The organism is Microbacterium ureisolvens, from assembly GCF_015278315.1.
GTDB lineage: Bacteria > Actinomycetota > Actinomycetes > Actinomycetales > Microbacteriaceae > Microbacterium > Microbacterium ureisolvens.
The window spans coordinates 163298-183154 of record NZ_JADIJE010000009.1 but is presented as its reverse complement, the minus strand read 5'-3'; the positions used below and the strand labels follow the sequence as shown (position 1 = coordinate 183154).

The window sequence follows — 19857 nt, the reverse complement described above, 5'->3', positions numbered from 1 at the left end:
TCGCTCAGGCCGAGGGCTCGGTGTCGTCCTCGATCGGCTCGGCGGGTGTGTCGTCGCCGTCGTCGGGGAGCTCCTCGAAGAGCCCGGCGGGGGGCGTCACGATGAGGCGTCCGGCCGCGATGTCGACCTCTGGCACGATCGCCTTGACGAACGGCACGAGCACCTCTTCGTCACGGACCTTCACGATGAGCAGGTCCTGCGCGGGGAGGTGGTCGACGCGCGCGACCTTGCCGACGACCTGGCCGTCGCGGACGACGTCGAGTCCGACCAGCTGGTGGTCGAACCAGGCGTCCTCCTCCGTCGGCGAGGGCTGCGCGTCCTCATCGACCCAGAGGATCGCGCGGATGAGCTCTTCGGCTGCGGACCGGTCGTCGACCCCTTCGAAGAAGGCGACGGGGTGGCTGTTCATGAACTTGAACTCGCGCACGGTGAGGGGTTTGCCGTGCCAGGGCGAGGACTCGGGCACCTGCAGGGTGAACGTCGCGCCGGGCACGAAGCGGCCCTCGGGATCGTCGGTGTACAGCTCGAGCTTGATCGCGCCCTTGAGGCCATGCGCCTTCACGAGGCGGCCGACGCGGAGCTGGGTCTTTCCGGTGGGGGGTACGGCATTCACGGGCTTGCGGGCGTCAGCGCCCGATCCCGCGGTGTCCTCGCCTGACACCTCAGTCATCCGCCACGTCGACGCGCACACGGCGTCCGTCGGCGAGGGCGGTGATGAGAGTGCGCAGGGCTTTGGCCGTGCGGCCGCCGCGCCCGATCACGCGACCCCGGTCTTCGGGGTGGACGTGCACCTCGAGCACGTCGCCTCGAGGCGACGTGGACGAGTCGATGCGGACGTCGTCGGGGTGATCGACGATCCCCTTGACGACGTGTTCGAGCGCGGCGGCGAGCAACGGATTACTCGGCGGACTCGGCGGCCCCGTCGGCCGCGTCGGTCGCCTCGTCGGCGGGAGCCTCGGCGGGCTCCTCGGCCTTCTTCTCAGCCTTCGGCTTGATGACCGACTTCTTCGAGGAGTCCACCTCGAAGGCGGCCTTGTCCTCGCGGGTCTTCACGGTCGAGACCGCGTTCTTGTCACCCTTGAACTGGCCCCAGTCGCCGGTCAGCTTGAGGATGGCGAGCACCTGCTCGGTCGGCTGCGCACCGACGGACAGCCAGTACTGCGCGCGCTCCGAGTCGACCTCGATGAACGAGGGCTCCTCGGTGGGGTGGTACTTGCCGATCTCCTCGATGACACGGCCGTCGCGCTTGGTGCGCGAGTCGGCCACGACGATGCGGTAGTAGGGCGCACGGATCTTGCCGAGGCGCTTGAGACGGATCTTGACAGCCACGATTCTCCTGAATGTGTGGAAAGTGATTGAACCGATCGCCTGGAGCGTGGGGTGCACACCCGGCGGAAGCTCTGAAGGGAGGATCTCCGCGCTGGATAGAGGGTCGAGCGGGTGATCCAGCCCACAATTATTTCATACCGCAGGAGCTCCCGCGAACACCCCGCCCACCACATGACGCACCGTGCCGTCAACCAGGTGGGCTCGGCGAGCCACCGTGTCAGACTGTGCCCCATGACGGTGCCCTTCGCGACATCCTCCCGCTCCTCCGTCGGTCTCGAATGGGAGCTGATGCTCGCCGACACCGCGACCGGCGACCTCATCCCCCGCGCTCCGGGCCTGCTGGCCGCCCTCGAGGATGACTCCAGCCTCGAGCGCTACACCGTCACCGGAGAGCTGCTCACGAACACCGTCGAGGTGACCAGCGGCATCGGCGACATGGTGGAAGCCGCCGTCGACGACATCGCCGATGCGATCGCCGCAGTCCGCACGTACACCGACCGGCACGGCATCGACCTGCTGTGCGCGGGCAGCCACCCCTTCGCGCAGTGGTACGACCAGAGCGTCACCGACAAGACCCGCTATCACAAGCTCATCGAGCGCACCCAGTGGTGGGGACGCAACATGATGATCTGGGGCATCCACATCCACGTCGGGGTCGACGACGTGAACAAGGTCTTCCCGATCATCAACGCCCTCGCCGTCTACCTGCCGCACCTGCAGGCGCTCTCGGCGTCGAGCCCGTTCTGGGCCGGAGAGCGCACCGGGTATGCGTCCAACCGCGCCCTGGTGTTCCAGCAGCTGCCGACGGCGGGCCTCCCCTGGCCGCTGCAGGACTGGCGGCAGTTCGAGCGGTACCTCGACGACATGGTGCGCACCGGCGTCATGGAGGATGCCACCGAGGTGCGATGGGACATCCGCCCGGCACCGCGCTGGGGCACCATCGAGGTGCGCGCCTGCGACGGCATGTCGACCCTGCCCGAGCTCGCCGCGGTGGCCGCGCTGGTGCAGGTGCTCGTGGAGCACTTCTCGCGCCGGCTCGACGAGGGACTGCCGCTGGAGACGATCCAGCCGTGGTTCATCCGCGAGAACAAGTGGCGGGCGGCCCGCTACGGCCTCGACGCGCGTGTGATCGTCGACCACGAGGGAACCCAGCGCCCGGTCACCGATCACCTGCGTGAGACCCTGGCCGAGGTCACCGACATCGCCGTCGAGCTGAAGTGCGCGCGCGAGCTGTCGGGGATCGAGACCATCCTCACGGACGGCGCGAGCTATGCGCGGCAGCTCGCGATCGCCGACGCCGCGGACGGCGACCTGCGCGAGGTCGTGCGTCACCTGGTCGGCGAGTTCCGCTCCGGCCCCACGCTGCGCGAGCACCTCGCCGCACTCGGCCACTGACCGCCGGCGCCACCGCCTCAGGTGATCTCACGAGCGCAGGACGATTCCGCGCCGATCCTCCTACCCCGGTGGGATCACCTGAACACGACGCAGTTGCATACCGTCCAGGTCGAGGAGAGCGGATGCCGCGGGCCGCGGCATCCGTTCACGCTCGACGGATTCGTCCCCACGCATGCGCGGCCCGCCCATTCGCCTGCGGGTCGTGCGGGCCCCGTCACGGGATCAGGTGATGTCACCGGCGCAGGACGTCATCGCGCCGATTCTCCTACCGGCGCGATCTCACCTGAAGCGGTGCCGGCTCCTCCCCAATGACTGTCGAAGGCGAGCTGTCCCCTCTCTCGCGACCCGACAGGATTCAGCCTCGCGGCGCCCGTGAAGGTGGGGCGTGTGAGACACGAACAGATCATTCTGCGCTCTTCTCTTCCACGCCTCGATGCGTGGCTCGATGCACGCCAGGGCGTCGCTCACAGCTCTCTGATCCTGGCGGCGGGCTTCACGCAGCGGCAGATCGCGGACGCCGTCGCGCGGTCCGCAGTCCGACGGGTCCGCCGGTCGTGGCTGGTCCGTCCGGATGCGGATCCACGCCGTGCAGCGGCCGCGCTGGCCGGCGGCCGCGTGACGTGCCTCAGCGCGGCAGGACTGCTCGGACTGTGGACGCCCAACCACAGCGAGGTGCACGTCGCAGTTCAGTCCACGGGGTCCCGCAACCGCGTGGCAGGGGTACGGCTGCACTGGGCGAACGGCCCCGCCCCGGTCAGCCGACCGGGGTGCGGCCCGGCGTCAGCCGCGTCCGAGCATCTTCTGCAGCTCGGCGAGGTCGGCCTCGCTGGGCATGCCCTTTGCTCCGGCGCCGGCGCCCAGACCGAAGCCCGATCCGGTCGGAGCCTCGGCGGCCTGTGCGGCGATGCCGGCGTTCTCGGCTGCGCGCTTGGCGGGGTTGCCCGAACGAGAGCCCTTCGCCTTCTGCTGCTTGCCGCGCTTCGACGAGGCACCCGGGCGCCCGGCGCCGGGAACCGGGCCCATGCCGGGGATGTTCGGCACGCCGCCACGGGCGACGGTCTTCATCATCTTGGCGGCCTGATCGAAGCGCTGCACGAGCTGGTTGACGTCGGTGACCGTCATGCCCGAGCCTCGGGCGATGCGCAGGCGACGGGAGCCGTTGAGCAGCTTGGTGTTGCGGCGCTCGGCAGGCGTCATCGAACGGATGATGGCCTCGGTGCGGTCGATCTCACGCTCGTCGAAGTCCTCGAGCTGCTGTTTCATCGAGCCCATGCCCGGGAGCATCCCGAGCATCTTCTTCATCGAGCCCATCTTGCGCATCTGCTGCATCTGCTCGAGGAAGTCCTCGAGCGTGAACTGCTCGGTCGCCAGCTTCTCGGCGACCTTGAGCGCCTCGGCCTCGTCGAAGGCCTGCTGGGCCTGCTCGATGAGGGTGAGGATGTCGCCGAGGTCGAGGATGCGCGACGCCATGCGGTCGGGGTGGAACGCCTCGAGGTCTTCGAGGCCTTCACCGGTCGACGCGAAGATGATGGGGCGTCCGGTCACCGACGCCACCGAGAGTGCGGCGCCACCGCGGGCGTCGCCGTCGAGCTTGGAGAGCACGACGCCGGTGAAGTCGACACCGTCCTGGAAAGCCTTCGCCGTGTTGACGGCGTCCTGTCCGATCATCGCGTCGATGACGAACAGCACCTCGTCGGGATCGGTCGCCTTGCGGATGTCGGCGGCCTGCTTCATCAGCTCGGCATCGACGCCGAGACGGCCGGCCGTGTCGATGATGACGACATCGTGCTGCTGGCGGCGGGCGACCTCGACGCCGTCCTTGGCGACCTTGACCGGGTCGCCGACGCCGTTGCCGGGCTCTGGCGCGTAGATCGCGGCGCCGGCACGCTGCGCGACGACCTGCAGCTGGTTGACGGCGTTCGGGCGCTGGAGGTCGGCCGCGATGAGGAGGGGCGTGTGCCCGTCCTTCTCGAGCTGACGGGCGAGCTTGCCGGCGAACGTCGTCTTGCCCGAGCCCTGGAGACCGGCGAGCATGATCACCGTCGGGGGGTTCTTCGCGAACTGCAGGCGGCGCTGCTCGCCGCCGAGGATCGCGACGAGTTCCTCGTTGACGATCTGCACCACCTGCTGCGCCGGGTTCAGCGCTCGGTTGACCTCGTCGCCGAGCGCGCGCTCGCGCACCTTGGCGGTGAACTCCTTGACGACGGGCAGCGCCACGTCGGCGTCGAGCAGCGCGCGCCGGATCTCGCGGACCGTGCCGTCGACGTCCGCGGGCGTGAGCTTGCCCTTGGTGCGGAGGTTGCGGAAGGTCTCGGTGAGCCGGTCGGAGAGGGTGCCGAAAGTCGCCATGATGCCCCGATTCTACGGGAGCGAGCCGCGTGCTTCGCCGTGCACCGTCGCCTCGATGTCACCCCCGGGAGCCCTCGGACGTGCGCTCGTGCCCCTCGGGCGCCCGCTCGTAGCCGGCGGGCGTGAGCGTCAGCTCCGCCTGACCGCCGGTGAGCGCGCGCAGATCGAGCACGTACCGGGCCAGCTCCGCGTCAGGCACGGTCGCGATGACGCGGGTGCGTCCGTCGGCGTCCGTCTCCGTACCGACCACCCGGCCGCGCCTTCCGGACAGGTCCGTGAGCACCAGCCCCTGCCCTGCAGCCGGCACGGTCACCACGGCGGTGGAGACCGGTTCGAGCAGCACCGCGCCGGCCTGCGCGAGCGCCGTCTTGACCCCCATCGCCGCTGCGGTGCGGAACGCCATCTCCGACGAGTCGACGGAGTGCGACTTGCCGTCGAAGAGCTCGACGCGGACGTCGACGACGGGATGCCCGAGCGTGCCCCCGGCGGCGAGGGCGTCGCGCACGCCCTTCTCGACGGCCGGGATGTACGAGCGGGGTACGGCGCCGCCGACGACGGAGTCGACGAACTCGAAGCCGCCGCCGGGCGGAAGCGGAGCGACCCGCAGCATGACGACGGCGAACTGCCCGTGTCCGCCCGACTGCTTCTTGAGCTTCCCCTCGGCCGCCGCGCCGTGCGCGATGGTCTCGCGGTATGCGACCGGCGCGGGCCCCGTCGTGACGTGCACGCCGAGCACCCGAGCGAGCCTCTCGACGGCGACCGCGATGTGCGTGTCGCCGAGGCCGCGCAGAATCGTGTCCGGGCCCGAGCGATCCAGGACGAGCGTCGGGTCCTCTGCGAGGAGGCGGCCGAGCGCGGTGGTCAGCTTCGTGTCGTCGGACTGCGACACCGGCCGCAGGCTCATGGCGAAGACGGGTGGTCGGGACGGGAGCCGCGCGGGACGAGCGTTCGTCTGCGCCCGACTCCACAGGAGCGAGCCCGAAGGAGTGCCGGCGAGCTTGGCGACCGCGCCGATCTCGCCCGCACGCAGGGCGTCCACCGGCAGATGCTCGGCTCCACGCAGCCGGAACAGTGCCGGCATCCGCTCTTCGACACCGGTGGTCGCGTTGCGCAGGCGATCGCCGGGACGCAGGACCCCGGAGAGGATCTTCAGCATCGCGATCTGGCCCACGAACGGGTCGGCCACGGTGCGGAACACGTGGACGAGCTTGTCGCCCGACGGATCGGTGGCCACCTCGTGCTCGCTGCCTCCTGCGCCTTGCTCGTCCACTCCCAGCACGATCCGGCTGTCACGGCCGGCCACGGCGGGCGCGAGCTCGCACACGAGATCGAGGACCCGGTCGATGCCGGTGCCGGTCGTGGAAGAGCACACGACGACGGGGATGCCGTCGCCCGCGGCGACGGTGCGGGCCAGTGTGCGCCCCAGTTCGGCTGCCGGCGGCTCGTGTCCCTCCAGGTACGCCTCGAGCTGCTCGTCGTCCCGCGAAACGATCTCCTCAGTGACCTCCTGGTGCAGGTGGTGCTCCTCCTCCACGAGGTCGGCGGGCAGCGGCGCCTCATGGTGACTTCCGTCGGCGTCGTAGAGAACGGCCCGCTCGGTCAGCACGTCGGCGACTCCCTGGAAGGACTGCGCCTCTCCGAGCGGCAGTTCGAGCGCCCAGACGCGGTCGCCGAACTCGCCGCGCAGCTGATCGAGCACAGCCCGGAACGAGGCACGCGCACGATCCTCCTGTGTCACGACGACGACCCGCGGGACGCCGGCGGACTCGGCAGCGGACCACGCGGCGCGGGCGCCGGCCGTCACGCCGTCGATGGCGCTCACGACGAGCACCGCCACATCGGCCACCGCGAGAGCCGCGTCCAGGGCGCCCACGAAGTCAGGGTGCCCAGGCGTGTCCATCAGCGTGATGCCGTAGTCCGCGTCGTCCAGGCGCCACGGGAGCCAGGCCGGCGTCAGGCCGAGCGTCGCGTGGCGCGCGATCTCCTCGGGTTCGTGATCGCACACGGTCGTGCCCTGCTCGATCGAGCCTCGCCGGGAAACCGCACCTGCGCGGTGCAGCAGCGCCTCCGCCAGCATCGTCTTGCCCGATCCCGTCGCGCCGATGAGAGCGACGGAGCAATGTCTGGCGAGCTCGGATGCCGCTTCCACGGTGACCTCCCACGACGATGTGGTCTGGGGACCATCGTGCACCGTCTCGGAGGCGGCTGCCAGAGGACCGGGCGGAACGACGTGTCACGGTGTGCGCACGAGGCCGCGCCGACTCCGCCCGTTCGGGCTCACTCCGCGGTGCGGAGCTCCTGGAAGAGCGTGAGCTGCAGACCGGCGGGGCCGCGCAGGCGCGCGTTCCGCGAGTTCCACGGCGTGACGCGGGCGGATGCCTCGACCTCGGCGCCGCCGTGATCCAGCCGGGTGACGGCGGCGTCGGTGTCGGCCACCTCGAGCGCCAGACGGATGCGGTCGCTCGGGGCGTCGCCGTCGGTCTCGACCCGGTCGATGAACTCGACCTGGGCAGGGTTGGCGATCTCGAGCGTCGCACGCCCCGCGGCCAGGATGGCCACGCGCGCGCCGCCTTCGGCCTCGTAGGCCTCGGCCTGCGGCATCCCGACCACGTCGCGGTAGAACGCGAGCGTCTGCTCGAACGCCGCGGCCTGCACGACCACGCGAAGCTGGGCGACCTCTCCCACCGGCACCGGCGACGACACCGGCGCAGCCGCGTCGGCGGCGAGCGAGAGGAAGCGGACGAGCGACGTGCGCCCCGCGCCATCGTGAGCCCAGGCCTCGATGGCGGCGAGGACCGCACCGCCCCACGCCGCGCCGGCGACATCGGCGCGCACACGGTCGGCGCCGGCGCGGACCAGACGCGTCGACACGGCTCGGGCGACGCGGGCACGGCGCAGCGCGGCGTCGCGCTCGTACTCCGCCTCGAGGCCCATCGCGATCACGTTGACGATCCCGAGGGCGAGGCTGTCGGGGACGAACGAGTCGGCGATCGCCAGCGTCGCGCTGCGGACGGCGGCTGCGGCATCCGTCCCCTCATCCTCGGCGAGGCGCGCCTCCAGGACGCCGAGCCGCTCGTCGAGGCCGGCCCAGAGCACGTCGGACTTCGAGGAGAAGTAGTTGAAGAAGCTGGAGCGGCTGACGCCCGCGCGCCGCGAGATGTCGACGATGGAGGTCTGTTCGTAGCCCTGCTCGAGGAACAGCTCGCACGCCGCCTCGGCGATCGTCTCGCGGGAGGACGCCTTCGGCCTTCCCGCGCGCGACTCCGTGGACATGAAGCCCACCCTAGGGGTCGCCGCGCGGCGACGCGCGGATTCCCTGACGGCGGACCCCGCACGGCTTGACAGCCCGCCTGCGGATGTATTGTTGGACGCGATCCAGCAATCGCCACAAGCGAAGGAGCACGATGCTCGACATCCAGACCGTCGGCCTCTCCCCCGACTACGTCCCGTACCTCGACGGCTGGGGTCTCCAGCGCGAGGTGCACGCGGAGGTGGTCGCGGGAACGCGTCCGGACACGCTCCTCCTGCTGGAGCACGAGCCGGTTTACACGGCGGGTGCGCGCACGGCCCGCCATGAGCGCCCGACCGACGGCACGCCCGTCGTCGACGTGGACCGCGGCGGCAAGATCACCTGGCACGGGCCCGGACAGCTCGTCGGCTACCCGATCGTCCGGCTGGCCGAGCCGGTCGACGTCGTCGCGCATGTGCGCCGGCTGGAACAGCTGCTGATCGAGGCGCTCGGCGAGTTCGACGTGGACGGATACCGCGTCGAGGGCCGCAGCGGCGTCTGGGTGCGCCGCCCACTCGGCGAGGACAAGGTGGCCGCCATCGGGGTGCGCGTGCAGCGCGGCGTCACGATGCACGGCTTCGCCCTCAACTGCGACAACTCCCTCGCAGGCTTCCGCGGCATCATCCCGTGCGGGATCACGGACGCCGGGGTCACGACCCTCAGCGAGATCGCCGGCGCCGACATCGCCCCCGCTGACGTGGTCGACACCGTGAGCCGCGTGTTCGCGGCCGACTTCGCGGGGGTGCCGGCATGAGCGCGTGCGGCACCGGCGCGTCGACGGGTACCGCGGCTGCGGCATCCGCCCCCTCTGCCGCCCCCGACGGTCGCAAGCTGCTGCGCCTGGAGGTCCGCAATGCGCAGACGCCCATCGAACGCAAGCCCGAGTGGATCAAGACCCGGGCGAAGATGGGGCCGGAGTATCAGGCGCTGCACTCGCTCGTGAAGACCGAAGAGCTGCACACCGTCTGCCAGGAGGCCGGCTGCCCCAACATCTACGAGTGCTGGGAGGACCGCGAGGCGACGTTCCTCATCGGCGGCTCGCAGTGCACCAGGCGGTGCGACTTCTGCCAGATCGACACCGGCAAGCCCGCGGACTACGACACCGACGAGCCGCGCCGCGTGGCGGAGAGCGTCGTGCGCATGAACCTGCGGTACGCGACCGTGACGGGCGTCGCCCGTGACGACCTCGCCGACGGCGGGGCGTGGCTGCACGCCGAGACGGTGCGGCAGATCCACGCGATGAACCCGAACACCGGGGTCGAGATCCTGGCGACGGACTTCAACGGCGACCCGGCGCTGCTCGGCGAGGTCTTCGACAGCCGGCCCGAGGTGTTCGCCCACAACGTCGAGACGGTGCCGCGCATCTTCAAGCGCATCCGGCCCGCCTTCCGGTACGAGCGGTCGCTGGACGTCCTGACGCAGGCGCGCGATGCGGGCCTCATCACCAAATCGAACCTCATCCTCGGCATGGGCGAGGAGCCCGAAGAGGTCGTGCAGGCGCTCGAAGACCTGCACGCCGCGGGCACCGACATCATCACGATCACGCAGTACCTGCGGCCAACGCCGCGCCACCTCCCGGTCGCGCGCTGGGTCAAGCCGCAGGAGTTCGTGGAGTTCAAGGAGGAGGCGGAGCGCATCGGATTCCTCGGCGTGCTGGCCGGCCCGCTCGTGCGCTCCTCCTACCGCGCCGGTCGCCTGTGGGCGCAGTCGATGCTCTCGAAGGGCCGCACCATCCCGGCCCACCTCGCGCACATCGCCGAGGACGTCCACGTCGAGCGCGGGTTCGCGCAGGCGGTCTGATCCGGCCGATCCCGCCCCGATCCGGGCGCGGGTTCAGTCCGCGCTCGTCACGGACAGCACGCCGCCGTCCGAGTCGAGGTTGACCAGCAGCACGTCGTCGGTGGCGTCGGGGTCGAGCGCGTACTCGAGCACGGCGAACGGGTCGGCCCCGCCGTGCTCGTCGGCGAGGATCGTCATGCTCATAAGCTGCAGCGAGCGGATGACATCGATGTGGACGTCGCCCGAGATGTCGACGAGCACGTCCTCGAGCGCCTCGCCGAGCGCCTCCTGCTGCTGCAGGATGTACTCCGTCACCTCGCTGGTGCGGTCGCTCAACTCGTTCACCATGGCGTTGCGCGCGCTGCGGTCGATGTCCTCGATCGAGGAGATGAGCGCGGCGGCCACGTCGAGGGCCGCCTCCGAGACGTCGTCCTGGTCGGGCGCCGTGAGGTCCACCGTGACGGACTGGTCACCCAATTCCACGTTCTCCGACCAGAAGATCGATCCGTCAGGCCCCGATTCGAGGAGTCCGAAGTAGTCGTGCTCGATCGCCATGACCCCATGAAAGCGCAACGAGCGCGTCGGCGATAGCCCGAACGCGGCATGGCGCGGATTCGGTCCGATCCGAGGGCCGGATCAGTCGACGAGCGATGCCGCGAACACGTGCGGAGTGAAGCCCGTGAGGTCTCCGATGCCCTCGCCCTGGCCCAGCAGCTTCACCGGGATGCCGGTGCGCTCCTGCACCGCGAGGACGAACCCGCCCTTGGCCGAGCCGTCGAGTTTCGTGATCACGAGGCCGGTCACGCCGGCGTGCTCGAGGAACGCCTGCGCCTGCATCACGCCGTTCTGGCCGGTGGTGGCATCGAGCACGAGCAGCACCTCGCTGATCGGCGCCTGCTTCTCGACGACCCGGCGGATCTTGCTCAGCTCGTCCATCAGCCCGCCCTTGGTATGAAGGCGTCCGGCGGTATCGACGAGCACGATCTCGGTGCCCGTCTGCTTGGCGTACTCGATCGTCTGGAAGGCGACGGATGCCGGATCCTGGCCCTCCTGCTGAGGCCGAACGATCGTCGCCCCGCCTCGCTCGGCCCACGTCGCGAGCTGGTCGACGGCGGCCGCGCGGAAGGTGTCGGCCGCGCCGACGACGACGGAGCGCCCGTAGCGCTGGAGGAACTTCGCGAACTTGCCGATCGTCGTGGTCTTGCCGACGCCGTTCACGCCCACGACCAGCACCACCGCCGGTCGCTCGGTCAGTCGCAGCGTGGTGTCGAACTTGGCGAAGTGCTCTTCGAGCGTCTCCTTCAGCATGCGCTGGAGATCGCGCGGGTCGGTGGTGCGGTAGCGCTCGACCTTCTCACGGAGCTCGTCGACGATCCGCTCGGTGATGTCGGGACCGAAGTCCGCGGTCAGCAGCGCCGTCTCGAGGTCGTCCCAGGTGTTCTCATCGATCGTGGGTTTGACGAACATGCCGCGCAGCGCGCGACCGAGCGACCAGGAGCTCTCTGCCATCCCCCCAGCCTAGGCGCCGACGCGCTCGGCGATGCGCTGACCCACGACGGCCGAGACGCCGTCCTGACGCATGGACACGCCGTACAGGGCGTCGGCGATCTCCATCGTGCGCTTCTGGTGCGTGATGACGATCAGCTGACTCGACGCCCGCAGCTGTTCGAAGACGCCGAGCAGCCTGCCGAGGTTGGCGTCGTCGAGCGCAGCCTCCACCTCGTCGAGGATGTAGAACGGGCTCGGCCGCGCCTTGAAGATCGCGGTGAGGAGCGCGACGGCGGCGAGCGAACGCTCCCCGCCCGACAGGAGCGACAGGCGCTCGATCTTCTTCCCGACGGGCCGCACCGCGACCTCGATGCCGGTGGTCAGGGGCGACTCGGGATCGGTGAGGGCGATCGAGCCCGTGCCACCGGGGAACAGGATCGGGAACACCTCGCCGAACGCGACCTTCGTGTCTTCGAACGCGGCGAGGAAGATCGACTGCATCCGCTCGTCGAGCTCCTCGATGATCGTCAGCAGGTCCTTGCGCGTCTGGGCGAGGTCGGCCAGCTGCTCGGTCATGAACTTGTGCCGCTGCTCGAGGGCTTCGAACTCTTCGAGCGCGAGCGGGTTCACGCGGCCGAGCTGCGAGAGCTTCCGCTCAGCCTCCTGCAGCCGTCGGCGCTGCTCCGCGCGGTCGTACGGGACGGATGCCGCATCCTCGCCGTCGGCTTCCGTGTCGGCGGGTTCGGACCGGGGTCCGAGCGGGACCGGCTGATCAGGACCATATTCCGAAACGAGAATGTCTTCGTCGAGCCCCAGTTCGGACTGGACGCGCTCGAGGAGTCCCGTCACATGCAGACGCTTCTCGTGGATCTGCAGCTCCAGGCTGTGGACGCTCTCGGTGAGGCCTGCCAGCCGTTCCCTCACCGACGACTCCTGAGTGCGCAGCTGACCGAGTTCGGCGGTCACCGCCGTGCGCTCCGACTCCGCCGCCGCGAGCCCCGCGCGCGCCTGCGCCAGGGAGCGGTCCACGGAGTCGATGACCGCCGGCAGCTGGCCGGCGACGCCGGCGGCGATCTCGCGCTGGGCCCGCCGGATGACGGCCCGTCGCGCCGCTTCCGCGGCCGCCTCGCGCTCCCGCTCGCGCTGGCGCTCCAGGGCCACGACGCGCGCCTCGCCGGCGCGGATGCGTTCGCGCAGCGTCTCGACCTCGAGACGTGAGCGCATCTCGGCGTCGCGTGCCTCTTCGAGCGCCGCGAGCATGCCCTCGCGGGCCGAGGCGTCGAGGATGGGGCGCGGCGCTTCGAGCGCCGCGGTGAGCTGGTCCTGCGCCGACCGGGCCGACGCCTCGGCTTCTTCGACGGCTGCGGCGGCCTGCGCGAGCCCGGCGGCGAGGCGGTCGCACTCCGCCACCGCGGCCTCGTGCCGCACGGTCGCCCGGTTGACCTGCTCGGCGTGCGCTGCCAGCGCGGCGTCATGCTCGCGAAGAGTGGCGAGCGCGGTCTTCGTCCGCTGCCTGGCCGACTCGAGCTCGCGGGTCGCGTCACCGAGCGCCTCCCGCAGCGAGTCGGCGACCACCGCGATCTCGTCGCGGCGGACGGCTGCGGCGTCGCGTTCGGCGGCGAGCTCCAGCCGCGAGCGGGACGCGCCGGCGCCCGCACGCAGCGAATACTCGGTGTAGACCTCGCCCGCCCGCGTGACGACGGTGATCGGACCGCCGAGCTCGGCGGCCGCGAGTGCGGGCCCCGCCGCGCGCGCCGTCTCGAGGTCGTCGGCGACGACGACGTACGACAGCAGGCCGAGCACCCCCGCGGGCGCGGTCACGACCGCGCGGGCCGGCACGACGCCCGGCATCTCGGCGAAGGAGGGACGCATCATGCCGGCGTCGGCGATGACGATGTCGACGAGCCCGGCTTCGGCCTCGCGCGCGGCATCCGCCACCGCGAACGCGCTCTCGCGGTCGTCCACGAGCACGCCCTCTGCGATCGGCCCGAGCACGGCGGCGACGGCCGCCTCGAACCCCGGCTCCACCTGCACCGCGTCGCCCACGAGACCGCGAACGCCCGGCCGGCCCTCGGCGATCAGCGCAGAGGCGCCGTTCTTCACATCGAGTGCGCGACTGAGCGCGGCGGTCTGGGCCGTGAGCGCCTCGCGCTCGCGCTCTGCGGCATGAAGGCGCTCGCGCAGCGACGCCGTCTCGGCCTCGGCCTCGGTCGCGTCGCGCTGCGCGCGCTCGTAGGTCGCGGCATGATCGGCCGACGACCCCTCCGGAACGAGGTCGGGGTCGACCCCGGCGAGGATCTCCTCCGTCTCGGCACGACGCGCGAGCGCCGCGTCGAGGGCTTTCTGCTGCCGCTCGACAGCGCCCTGCACCGCGGCGAGAGCGGATGCCGCGGCCTCCGCGGTGCCGCGCAGCGCGGTGATGCGCATGTCGTGCTCGGAGACGAGCGCGCTCTGCGCGGCGATGTCGGTGTCGAGCGCATCGAGTTCTGCGCGGGCGCGCATCACCTCGCGCGCCGCCTCGGCCGCGGCATCCTCCGCGGCCCCCAGTCCGTCCGAGACCTCGTCGATCTCGGTGCGAGCCTCGTCGATCATCGCCTGCGAGACCGTGGTCAGCTCGATGCGCTCCTCGTCCTCGGCGTCACCGAGAAGTGCCAGCCGCTGGCCGGCCAGCGCGTAGAGTCCGCGCAGCCGCTCCTGCACCCGTTCGAGCCCGTGGGCGACACGTCGTGCGCGGTCCACGCTCTCCGACCGCTGGTCGCCCTCGAGCTGCTCGATCCGCACGCGGGCGTTGTCGAGCCGCTCCTGGAGCACCATCCGCTCCGCATGTCGCTCCTGCTCGCTCTGGGCGTGCGAGGCGAGCTCGGCCCGGAGCCCGACGAGCTCGTCGGCGAACAGGCGTGACTTGGCGTCGCGCACGACGGCCGCGATCGTCGCCGCCTCGCGAGCGATCTCAGCCTGCCTTCCGAGAGGTTTGAGCTGTCGCCGCAGCTCCCCTGCCAGGTCGCTCAGGCGGGTGAGGTTGGCCTCCATCGCGTCGAGCTTGCGCAGGGTCTTCTCCTTGCGCCGGCGATGCTTGAGGATGCCCGCGGCCTCCTCGATGAAGCCGCGGCGGTCCTCCGGGGTCGCCTGCAGCACGCTGTCGAGACGGCCCTGACCGACGATCACGTGCATCTCCCGACCGAGTCCCGAATCGCTCAGGAGCTCCTGCACGTCCAGCAGGCGGCAGGGCTCGCCGTTGATGGCGTATTCGCTCGTGCCGTTGCGGAACAGGGTCCGCGAGATCGTCACCTCGGAGTACTCGATCGGAAGAGCGCCGTCGCTGTTGTCGATCGTGAGCTGCACCTCCGCGCGGCCCAGCGGACCACGCGTGGCGGTGCCGGCGAAGATGACGTCCTCCATCTTGCCGCCGCGCAGGGTCTTCGCCCCCTGCTCCCCCATGACCCACGCGAGAGCGTCGACGACATTGGACTTGCCCGAGCCGTTGGGCCCGACGATGCAGGTGACGCCGGGCTCGAGGGCGAAGGTCGTCGGCTGGGCGAACGACTTGAACCCTTTGAGCGTCAGGCTCTTCAGGTGCATGGCACGCCCCCCACCCCAGCTCGATTACCCGCCTACGCTACCGGAGCGCAGCCCGGCCGCCGGGCCGACGAGCCGGGCGCGGCGGGATCGCGACACGCCATGGGATCACCGAATCTGCGAGAAAGCTTGACGCGGGTATCGCTGACACGCTAGCGTCACTCTCTGCGTCTGAAGTCGAGAAAGGAGGTCCCCCGATGATGCTGATGAATCCAACCGGAATCGCCGCCCGTGATGGCGGAGCGATTCGTGCCGTCGCGTCGGGGACCGTCTCCTTCGGCGCTGTGCTGAGCGGCCGCTTCCCCGCCGCCATCTGATCCCCGCAGGGGACGAGTCTGCCCGTTTCCGGGCGCGACCTGTCTGCTGCGCCGCACCCGCTTCGTGGTGCTGAGCGCGCTCCCCCTGCATCTCCGACCCGTCGTGCTGCGGCACGGCATCTCCGCCTCCGGCGCCCGCCAGAGGCATCCTTCCCACACGAAAGAGCAATCATGAACACTCTGCACGCGCCGCAGCGCCCTTCGGGCCTTCCCGATACGCTGCGGCTTCCGAGCCGCGACGACCGCATCTCGCTCCTGGACCGCCTGGCCCTGCACGTCGGGCTCCGGCTGCTCCTGTGGAGCGCACAGAAGACACGGCTCACCGACGACCGCCGCCGGCACGCTTCGGCGTTCCAGCTGCAGCAGGAGGAGGAGGCCCGCAGGCAGGCCTACCTCCGCGGGGTTCTCCTCGCGCACCCGCTGTGACGGCCACCGGGTCCGCCGCCCGTTCGCGGGCGGCGGACCTCCCGGCCCCATCGCATCCCTCTGCTCCCCCCCTCCCGCCAGTTCCATCCGCAACGCAAGGACGCACCGACATGACCACCCTCACCGAGGTCGAGTTCCGACCCCTCGTCATCCCCGCCGCCATCGACGCCGCCGACGCCACCGACTTCGTCGAGATGGTGCGGGTCCGAAACCTCATCTACCGCGAGATCTCCGGTCATGACGACCACCGGATCTCGGCGGACGAGCTGCTTCCCCACTACCGCCCCTCCGAGTACGAGACCAGACTGTCGTGGGTCATCGTCGACGACGGCGCGATCATCGGCCGCGTCGGCGTCGACATCCCGCACGAGGAGGGCTCGAAGGCCGCGTTCTGGCTGATCGAGCTGCTGCGTGCGAAGTGGGGCCGAGGCATCGGCTCGGCCGCCTACGAACTGGTCGAGAAGACCGCCCGCGAGCACGGCCGCACCGTGCTGCAGTCCTGGGCCGAGCACCCCGAGGCCGAGGGAGCGCGGCTCGCCCCGCCGACGGGGTTCGGCGAGATCCCCGAGGATCACATCGCCCGGTTCTTCCTCCGTCACGGCTACAAGCTCGAGCAGGTCGAGCGCAACAGCGCCTTCGACCTCACCGGCTCGTTCGACGAGGTCGAGCGCCTGCTTGCCGAAGCCCGCGCGGCCTCCAGCGCCTACCGGGTGGTGCAGTGGTTCGCGCCGACCCCGGAAGAATATGTCGCCGGCTACGCGTGGATGAAGTCGCGCATGTCGACCGATGCGCCGGCCGCAGCGCTCGAGTTCGACGAGGAGACCTGGGATGCCGCACGCATCGCCGAGCACGACGCCCGCTACACCGACTCCGGGCGCACCATCCAGGTGACGGCCGCGCAGCACATCGAATCCGGCGAGCTGTGCGCGTTCAACGAGCTTGTGATCGGCAAGGACCGCACCGAGGCATCCCACCAGGAGGACACCCTCGTCCTCAAAGAGCACCGCGGTCACAAGCTCGGGACGCTCGTCAAGTGCGCCGGACTGCTGTCCTGGCGCGAGGTCGCGCCCGACTCGGCGCGCGTCATCACCTACAACGCAGAGGAGAACCGGCCCATGCTGGACATCAACGAGGCGATCGGCTTCGCGCCGATCGCGTATGAGGGCGCATGGAAGAAGGTGCTCGATGACTGATCTGGCAGAAGCCGGCGTGGTGACGATCGCGCGCATCGCCGTCCCCGAGACGGCCGAAGCGCCCGGTGCACGCCTTTTCCTGGAGATGGTGCGCATCGCCAACGCGGTGTGCCTCCATGACGCCGGGCACGACTACCTCCGCGAGGAGCCCGAGGAGATGCTCGGGTTCTGGCAGGACCAGACGGACTGGACGCAGCTGGGCTTCGCCGCAGTGCGAGGTGACGACGTGCTGGGCGCCGTCAAGCTGATGATCTCGAACGAGGCAGAGGCGAGCACGGTGGAGTTCGACCTCATGGTCGACCCCCCGCACCGCGGCCGCGGCGTCGAGGAGCTCCTCCTCGCCGAGGTCGAGCGCGAGGCGCGCGAGCGCGGTCTGGCGACCATCCAGACCTGGACGCTCCACCGGCCCGATGCGCCGGGCGCGCGGCTGGAGCCGTCGACGGGCTGGGGCTCGGTGCCGGCCGAGGATGCGCAGACGCGGTTCCAGGTGGCGAACGGGTTCTCCCTCGAGCAGGTGGAGCGCAACAGCGTGTTCGATCTGACGGGCGACTTCCGGCTCGTGGAGCGCATGCACGCCGACGCGCTGGACCGCGCCGGAGAGGACTATCGGGCGGTCACATGGACGTCGCCGACCCCGCCGGAGTACGTCGACGGGTTCGCCTACGCCATCTCCCGCATGTCGACCGACGTCCCCGCCGGCGGCATGGTCATCGACGAGCAGCACTGGGACGCCGCGCGCGTCGAGCGACGCGATGCACGACTGCAGGCACAGGGACTCACCGTCTCGGTTGCCGCCGTCATCCACGTGCCGACGGGTCGGATCGCCGCGTACAACGAGCTCGCCATCGCCGAGGACCACAGCGGTCCGACGCAGCAGTTCGGCACGCTGGTGCTCAAGGAGCACCGGGGGCACCGCCTGGGCACGATCGTCAAGTGCGCGAACCTGCTGCGCTGGCGCGAGATCGCGCCCGAGTCGCCGCGGGTGTCGACGTTCAACGCCGAGGAGAACCGCCACATGCTCGACATCAACGAGGCGATCGGCTTCGTGCCGGCCTCGTACGCGGGCGCGTGGAAGAAGGTGCTCGACCTGTGATCAGGCCGACGCCTGCCGCGGCGCGCGCTGACAGTGCGCGCAGAAATGGCTCGAGCGGTTGGTGAACGACACGCGCATGATCGGACGGCCGCATCGGGGACACGGCTCCCCGGTGCGGCCGTACGCGTTGAGCGAATGCGCGAAGTAGCCGGCCTGGCCGTTCACGTTGACGTACTGCGCGTCGAAGCTCGTGCCGCCCTCGGCGAGTGCCTTGTGGAGCACGTGCCGCACCTCGCCCAGCAGCCGGTTCATGGCACGCGTCGACAGCTGGCGAGCAGGCGTCTCGGGGTGGATGCGCGCGGCCCACAGCGACTCGTCGGCGTAGATGTTGCCCACGCCGCTGATGACGGTCTGATCGAGCAGCACGCGCTTGATCGCCGAGTCCTTCCGGGCGAGCGCGCGCCGGAATCCCCCGTCGGAGAAGGCGGGATCCAGCGGATCGCGCGCGATGTGCGCCACCTGCGAGGGGACGGATGCCTCGCCCCATCCGTATCCGCCGGGCGCGCCGTCGGGCGTGGCGACGAGCGAATCGATCGCGAGGGAGCCGAACGTGCGCTGGTCGGCGAACACGACCGAGAGCTCCCCGTGCACAGGATGTGCGAGGTCGATGCGGACGCGCTCGTGGCGCTCCGCAGCGGCACCCGGCAGCCGCAGCAGCATCTGCCCGCTCATTCCGAGGTGACCGACCACCGCCTCCTCAGCGGCGCCCGCGCCGACGCGCGGCTGCAGCGGAAGCCACAGGAACTTGCCGCGCCGTGCCGCCGCGCTGACGACGCGCCCCGTGAGCCGCGTCTCGAAATCACCGGCGTCGCCGAGGTGGCGGGTCAGCGCGCGCTCATCGGTCGCGCTGACACCGAGCACCAGGGCGCCGGTGACGGCGGGAGCGAGGCCGGCGCGGACGACCTCGACTTCGGGAAGCTCAGGCACGTCCGCTGAGCTCGCGCCAGGCGGTGAGCGCCGCGGCCATCTCGGCGTGCTTCTTGCTGGTGCCCGCGCCCTCGGCGGTGAGGTCGCCGACGGTCACGGTCGCGGTGAAACGCCGGTCGTGGTCGGGCCCGGTGGAGGTCACCGAGTAGACCGGAGGAAGCAGCGCCCCGCGCGCAGCGAGCTCTTGCAGCGCCGTCTTCGGGTCCATCGCCGCGCCGTACCGCTCGGGGTCCGCGAGGAGCGGCTCGACGAGCCGCAGCACCAGGCCCGTGGCGGCGTCCGGTCCGCAGGCGAGGTAGGTCGCCCCGAAGATCGCCTCCATCGTGTCTGCGAGGATCGAGTCCTTGTCGCGCCCGCCCGTCAGGATCTCGCCGCGGCCGAGGAGCAGGTGATCCCCGAGGCCGATGCCGCGGGCGATCTCGGCCAGGGCGACCGTCGAGACGACGCTGGCGCGCCGCTTCGCGAGCGCGCCCTCTTCGAGCTCGGGGTGGCCCGTGAACAGGCGTACCGTCACGGCCAGACCGAGGACGGAGTCACCGAGGAACTCCAGGCGCTCGTTATGCGGGACCTGGCCGTTCTCGTAGGCCCAGGACCGGTGCGTGAGCGCCAGCGACAGAAGCTCGGGGTCGATATCGACTCCGAGCTTCTGCGTGAGGTCTGCGAGCGCGGTGCGCTCGGCAGCGACGTCGGTCACGT

General features: G+C 70.7%; 17 protein-coding genes. 6 read left to right on the top strand and 11 right to left on the bottom strand.

The window, feature by feature from the left end; all coding sequences use genetic code 11:
* Positions 1 to 4: 4 nt before the first annotated feature.
* The 3 genes from rimM to rpsP are packed head-to-tail and all read right to left on the bottom strand — an operon-like array spanning position 5 to position 1329.
* A complete protein-coding gene (gene rimM, locus IM767_RS14745) occupies positions 5 to 670 on the bottom strand; it encodes a ribosome maturation factor RimM (RefSeq protein WP_109210616.1) in 666 nt (221 codons plus the stop codon).
* Positions 663 to 893 carry an RNA-binding protein gene (locus IM767_RS14740; protein WP_109210617.1) on the bottom strand — a complete coding sequence of 77 codons (231 nt, stop codon included), beginning with the start codon at positions 891 to 893 and terminating at the stop codon, positions 663 to 665. The genes rimM and IM767_RS14740 overlap by 8 nt, the downstream gene beginning before the upstream one ends.
* A gap of 4 nt (positions 894 to 897) precedes the next feature.
* The gene (gene rpsP, locus IM767_RS14735) at positions 898 to 1329 is read right to left on the bottom strand and encodes a 30S ribosomal protein S16 (RefSeq protein ID WP_109210618.1); all 432 of its coding nucleotides are present in this window, start codon (positions 1327 to 1329) and stop codon (positions 898 to 900) included.
* 231 nt (positions 1330 to 1560) lie between these two features.
* On the opposite strand from rpsP, the gene IM767_RS14730 reads away from it, so the two are divergent.
* Positions 1561 to 2724, top strand: a complete 1164-nt coding sequence (locus tag IM767_RS14730; RefSeq protein WP_109210764.1) for a glutamate--cysteine ligase — start codon at positions 1561 to 1563, stop codon at positions 2722 to 2724.
* A gap of 780 nt (positions 2725 to 3504) precedes the next feature.
* Here IM767_RS14730 and ffh read toward each other — a convergent pair.
* The 3 genes from ffh to IM767_RS14715 form a co-directional block, all read right to left on the bottom strand.
* Positions 3505 to 5073 carry a signal recognition particle protein gene (gene ffh / locus IM767_RS14725; RefSeq protein ID WP_109210619.1) on the bottom strand — a complete coding sequence of 523 codons (1569 nt, stop codon included), beginning with the start codon at positions 5071 to 5073 and terminating at the stop codon, positions 3505 to 3507.
* Between the two features lie 58 nt (positions 5074 to 5131).
* Positions 5132 to 7264 (bottom strand): elongation factor G, encoded by a 2133-nt coding sequence (locus tag IM767_RS14720; RefSeq protein WP_339327400.1) that lies wholly within the window; start codon positions 7262 to 7264, stop codon positions 5132 to 5134.
* Between the two features lie 86 nt (positions 7265 to 7350).
* Entirely contained in the window at positions 7351 to 8346 is a 996-nt protein-coding gene (locus IM767_RS14715) for a TetR family transcriptional regulator (protein ID WP_109210766.1), read from the bottom strand.
* A 131-nt stretch (positions 8347 to 8477) separates the two neighbouring features.
* On the opposite strand from IM767_RS14715, the gene lipB reads away from it, so the two are divergent.
* Together lipB and lipA are read left to right on the top strand one after the other, a co-directional pair.
* Positions 8478 to 9116: a lipoyl(octanoyl) transferase LipB gene (gene lipB, locus IM767_RS14710; protein ID WP_239453306.1), complete on the top strand. Its 639-nt coding sequence runs from the start codon at positions 8478 to 8480 to the stop codon at positions 9114 to 9116.
* On the top strand, positions 9113 to 10162 hold the full coding sequence (gene lipA, locus IM767_RS14705; RefSeq protein WP_109210621.1) for a lipoyl synthase: 1050 nt from the start codon (positions 9113 to 9115) through the stop codon (positions 10160 to 10162). The genes lipB and lipA overlap by 4 nt, the downstream gene beginning before the upstream one ends.
* A 33-nt stretch (positions 10163 to 10195) precedes the next feature.
* Here lipA and IM767_RS14700 read toward each other — a convergent pair whose 3' ends face one another.
* From IM767_RS14700 to smc, 3 genes are all read right to left on the bottom strand, one after another.
* A complete protein-coding gene (locus IM767_RS14700; protein WP_109210622.1) occupies positions 10196 to 10696 on the bottom strand; it encodes a DUF2004 domain-containing protein in 501 nt (166 codons plus the stop codon).
* Between the two features lie 81 nt (positions 10697 to 10777).
* Positions 10778 to 11650, bottom strand: coding sequence for a signal recognition particle-docking protein FtsY (ftsY, locus tag IM767_RS14695; RefSeq protein ID WP_109210623.1), 873 nt, complete (start codon positions 11648 to 11650; stop codon positions 10778 to 10780).
* 9 nt (positions 11651 to 11659) lie between these two features.
* Positions 11660 to 15208 (bottom strand): chromosome segregation protein SMC, encoded by a 3549-nt coding sequence (smc, locus tag IM767_RS14690; protein WP_109210624.1) that lies wholly within the window; start codon positions 15206 to 15208, stop codon positions 11660 to 11662.
* Positions 15209 to 15693: 485 nt separating this feature from the next.
* On the opposite strand from smc, the gene IM767_RS14685 reads away from it, so the two are divergent.
* From IM767_RS14685 to IM767_RS14675, 3 genes are all read left to right on the top strand, one after another.
* Positions 15694 to 15948 carry a hypothetical protein gene (locus tag IM767_RS14685; protein ID WP_109210625.1) on the top strand — a complete coding sequence of 85 codons (255 nt, stop codon included), beginning with the start codon at positions 15694 to 15696 and terminating at the stop codon, positions 15946 to 15948.
* A gap of 110 nt (positions 15949 to 16058) precedes the next feature.
* Positions 16059 to 17141, top strand: coding sequence for a GNAT family N-acetyltransferase (locus IM767_RS14680; RefSeq protein WP_109210626.1), 1083 nt, complete (start codon positions 16059 to 16061; stop codon positions 17139 to 17141).
* The gene (locus IM767_RS14675; RefSeq protein WP_109210627.1) at positions 17134 to 18234 is read left to right on the top strand and encodes a GNAT family N-acetyltransferase; all 1101 of its coding nucleotides are present in this window, start codon (positions 17134 to 17136) and stop codon (positions 18232 to 18234) included. The genes IM767_RS14680 and IM767_RS14675 overlap by 8 nt, the downstream gene beginning before the upstream one ends.
* Here the strand turns inward: IM767_RS14675 and mutM are convergent, their stop codons facing one another.
* Positions 18235 to 19161: a bifunctional DNA-formamidopyrimidine glycosylase/DNA-(apurinic or apyrimidinic site) lyase gene (gene mutM / locus IM767_RS14670; RefSeq protein ID WP_109210628.1), complete on the bottom strand. Its 927-nt coding sequence runs from the start codon at positions 19159 to 19161 to the stop codon at positions 18235 to 18237. It abuts the gene before it with no gap.
* On the bottom strand, positions 19154 to 19855 hold the full coding sequence (rnc, locus tag IM767_RS14665; RefSeq protein ID WP_109210629.1) for a ribonuclease III: 702 nt from the start codon (positions 19853 to 19855) through the stop codon (positions 19154 to 19156). The genes mutM and rnc overlap by 8 nt, the downstream gene beginning before the upstream one ends.
* Positions 19856 to 19857: the final 2 nt, after the last annotated feature.

What these genes read in the sequence shown, in the direction of transcription:
- rimM (WP_109210616.1), bottom strand. Translation starts at nt 670, where the DNA reads ATGACTGAGGTGTCAGGCGAGGACACCGCGGGATCGGGCGCTGACGCC.
- IM767_RS14730 (WP_109210764.1), top strand. Translation starts at nt 1,561, where the DNA reads ATGACGGTGCCCTTCGCGACATCCTCCCGCTCCTCCGTCGGTCTCGAA.
- ffh (WP_109210619.1), bottom strand. Translation starts at nt 5,073, where the DNA reads ATGGCGACTTTCGGCACCCTCTCCGACCGGCTCACCGAGACCTTCCGC.
- IM767_RS14715 (WP_109210766.1), bottom strand. Translation starts at nt 8,346, where the DNA reads ATGTCCACGGAGTCGCGCGCGGGAAGGCCGAAGGCGTCCTCCCGCGAG.
- lipB (WP_239453306.1), top strand. Translation starts at nt 8,478, where the DNA reads ATGCTCGACATCCAGACCGTCGGCCTCTCCCCCGACTACGTCCCGTAC.
- lipA (WP_109210621.1), top strand. Translation starts at nt 9,113, where the DNA reads ATGAGCGCGTGCGGCACCGGCGCGTCGACGGGTACCGCGGCTGCGGCA.
- IM767_RS14700 (WP_109210622.1), bottom strand. Translation starts at nt 10,696, where the DNA reads ATGGCGATCGAGCACGACTACTTCGGACTCCTCGAATCGGGGCCTGAC.
- ftsY (WP_109210623.1), bottom strand. Translation starts at nt 11,650, where the DNA reads ATGGCAGAGAGCTCCTGGTCGCTCGGTCGCGCGCTGCGCGGCATGTTC.
- smc (WP_109210624.1), bottom strand. Translation starts at nt 15,208, where the DNA reads ATGCACCTGAAGAGCCTGACGCTCAAAGGGTTCAAGTCGTTCGCCCAG.
- IM767_RS14685 (WP_109210625.1), top strand. Translation starts at nt 15,694, where the DNA reads ATGAACACTCTGCACGCGCCGCAGCGCCCTTCGGGCCTTCCCGATACG.
- IM767_RS14680 (WP_109210626.1), top strand. Translation starts at nt 16,059, where the DNA reads ATGACCACCCTCACCGAGGTCGAGTTCCGACCCCTCGTCATCCCCGCC.
- IM767_RS14675 (WP_109210627.1), top strand. Translation starts at nt 17,134, where the DNA reads ATGACTGATCTGGCAGAAGCCGGCGTGGTGACGATCGCGCGCATCGCC.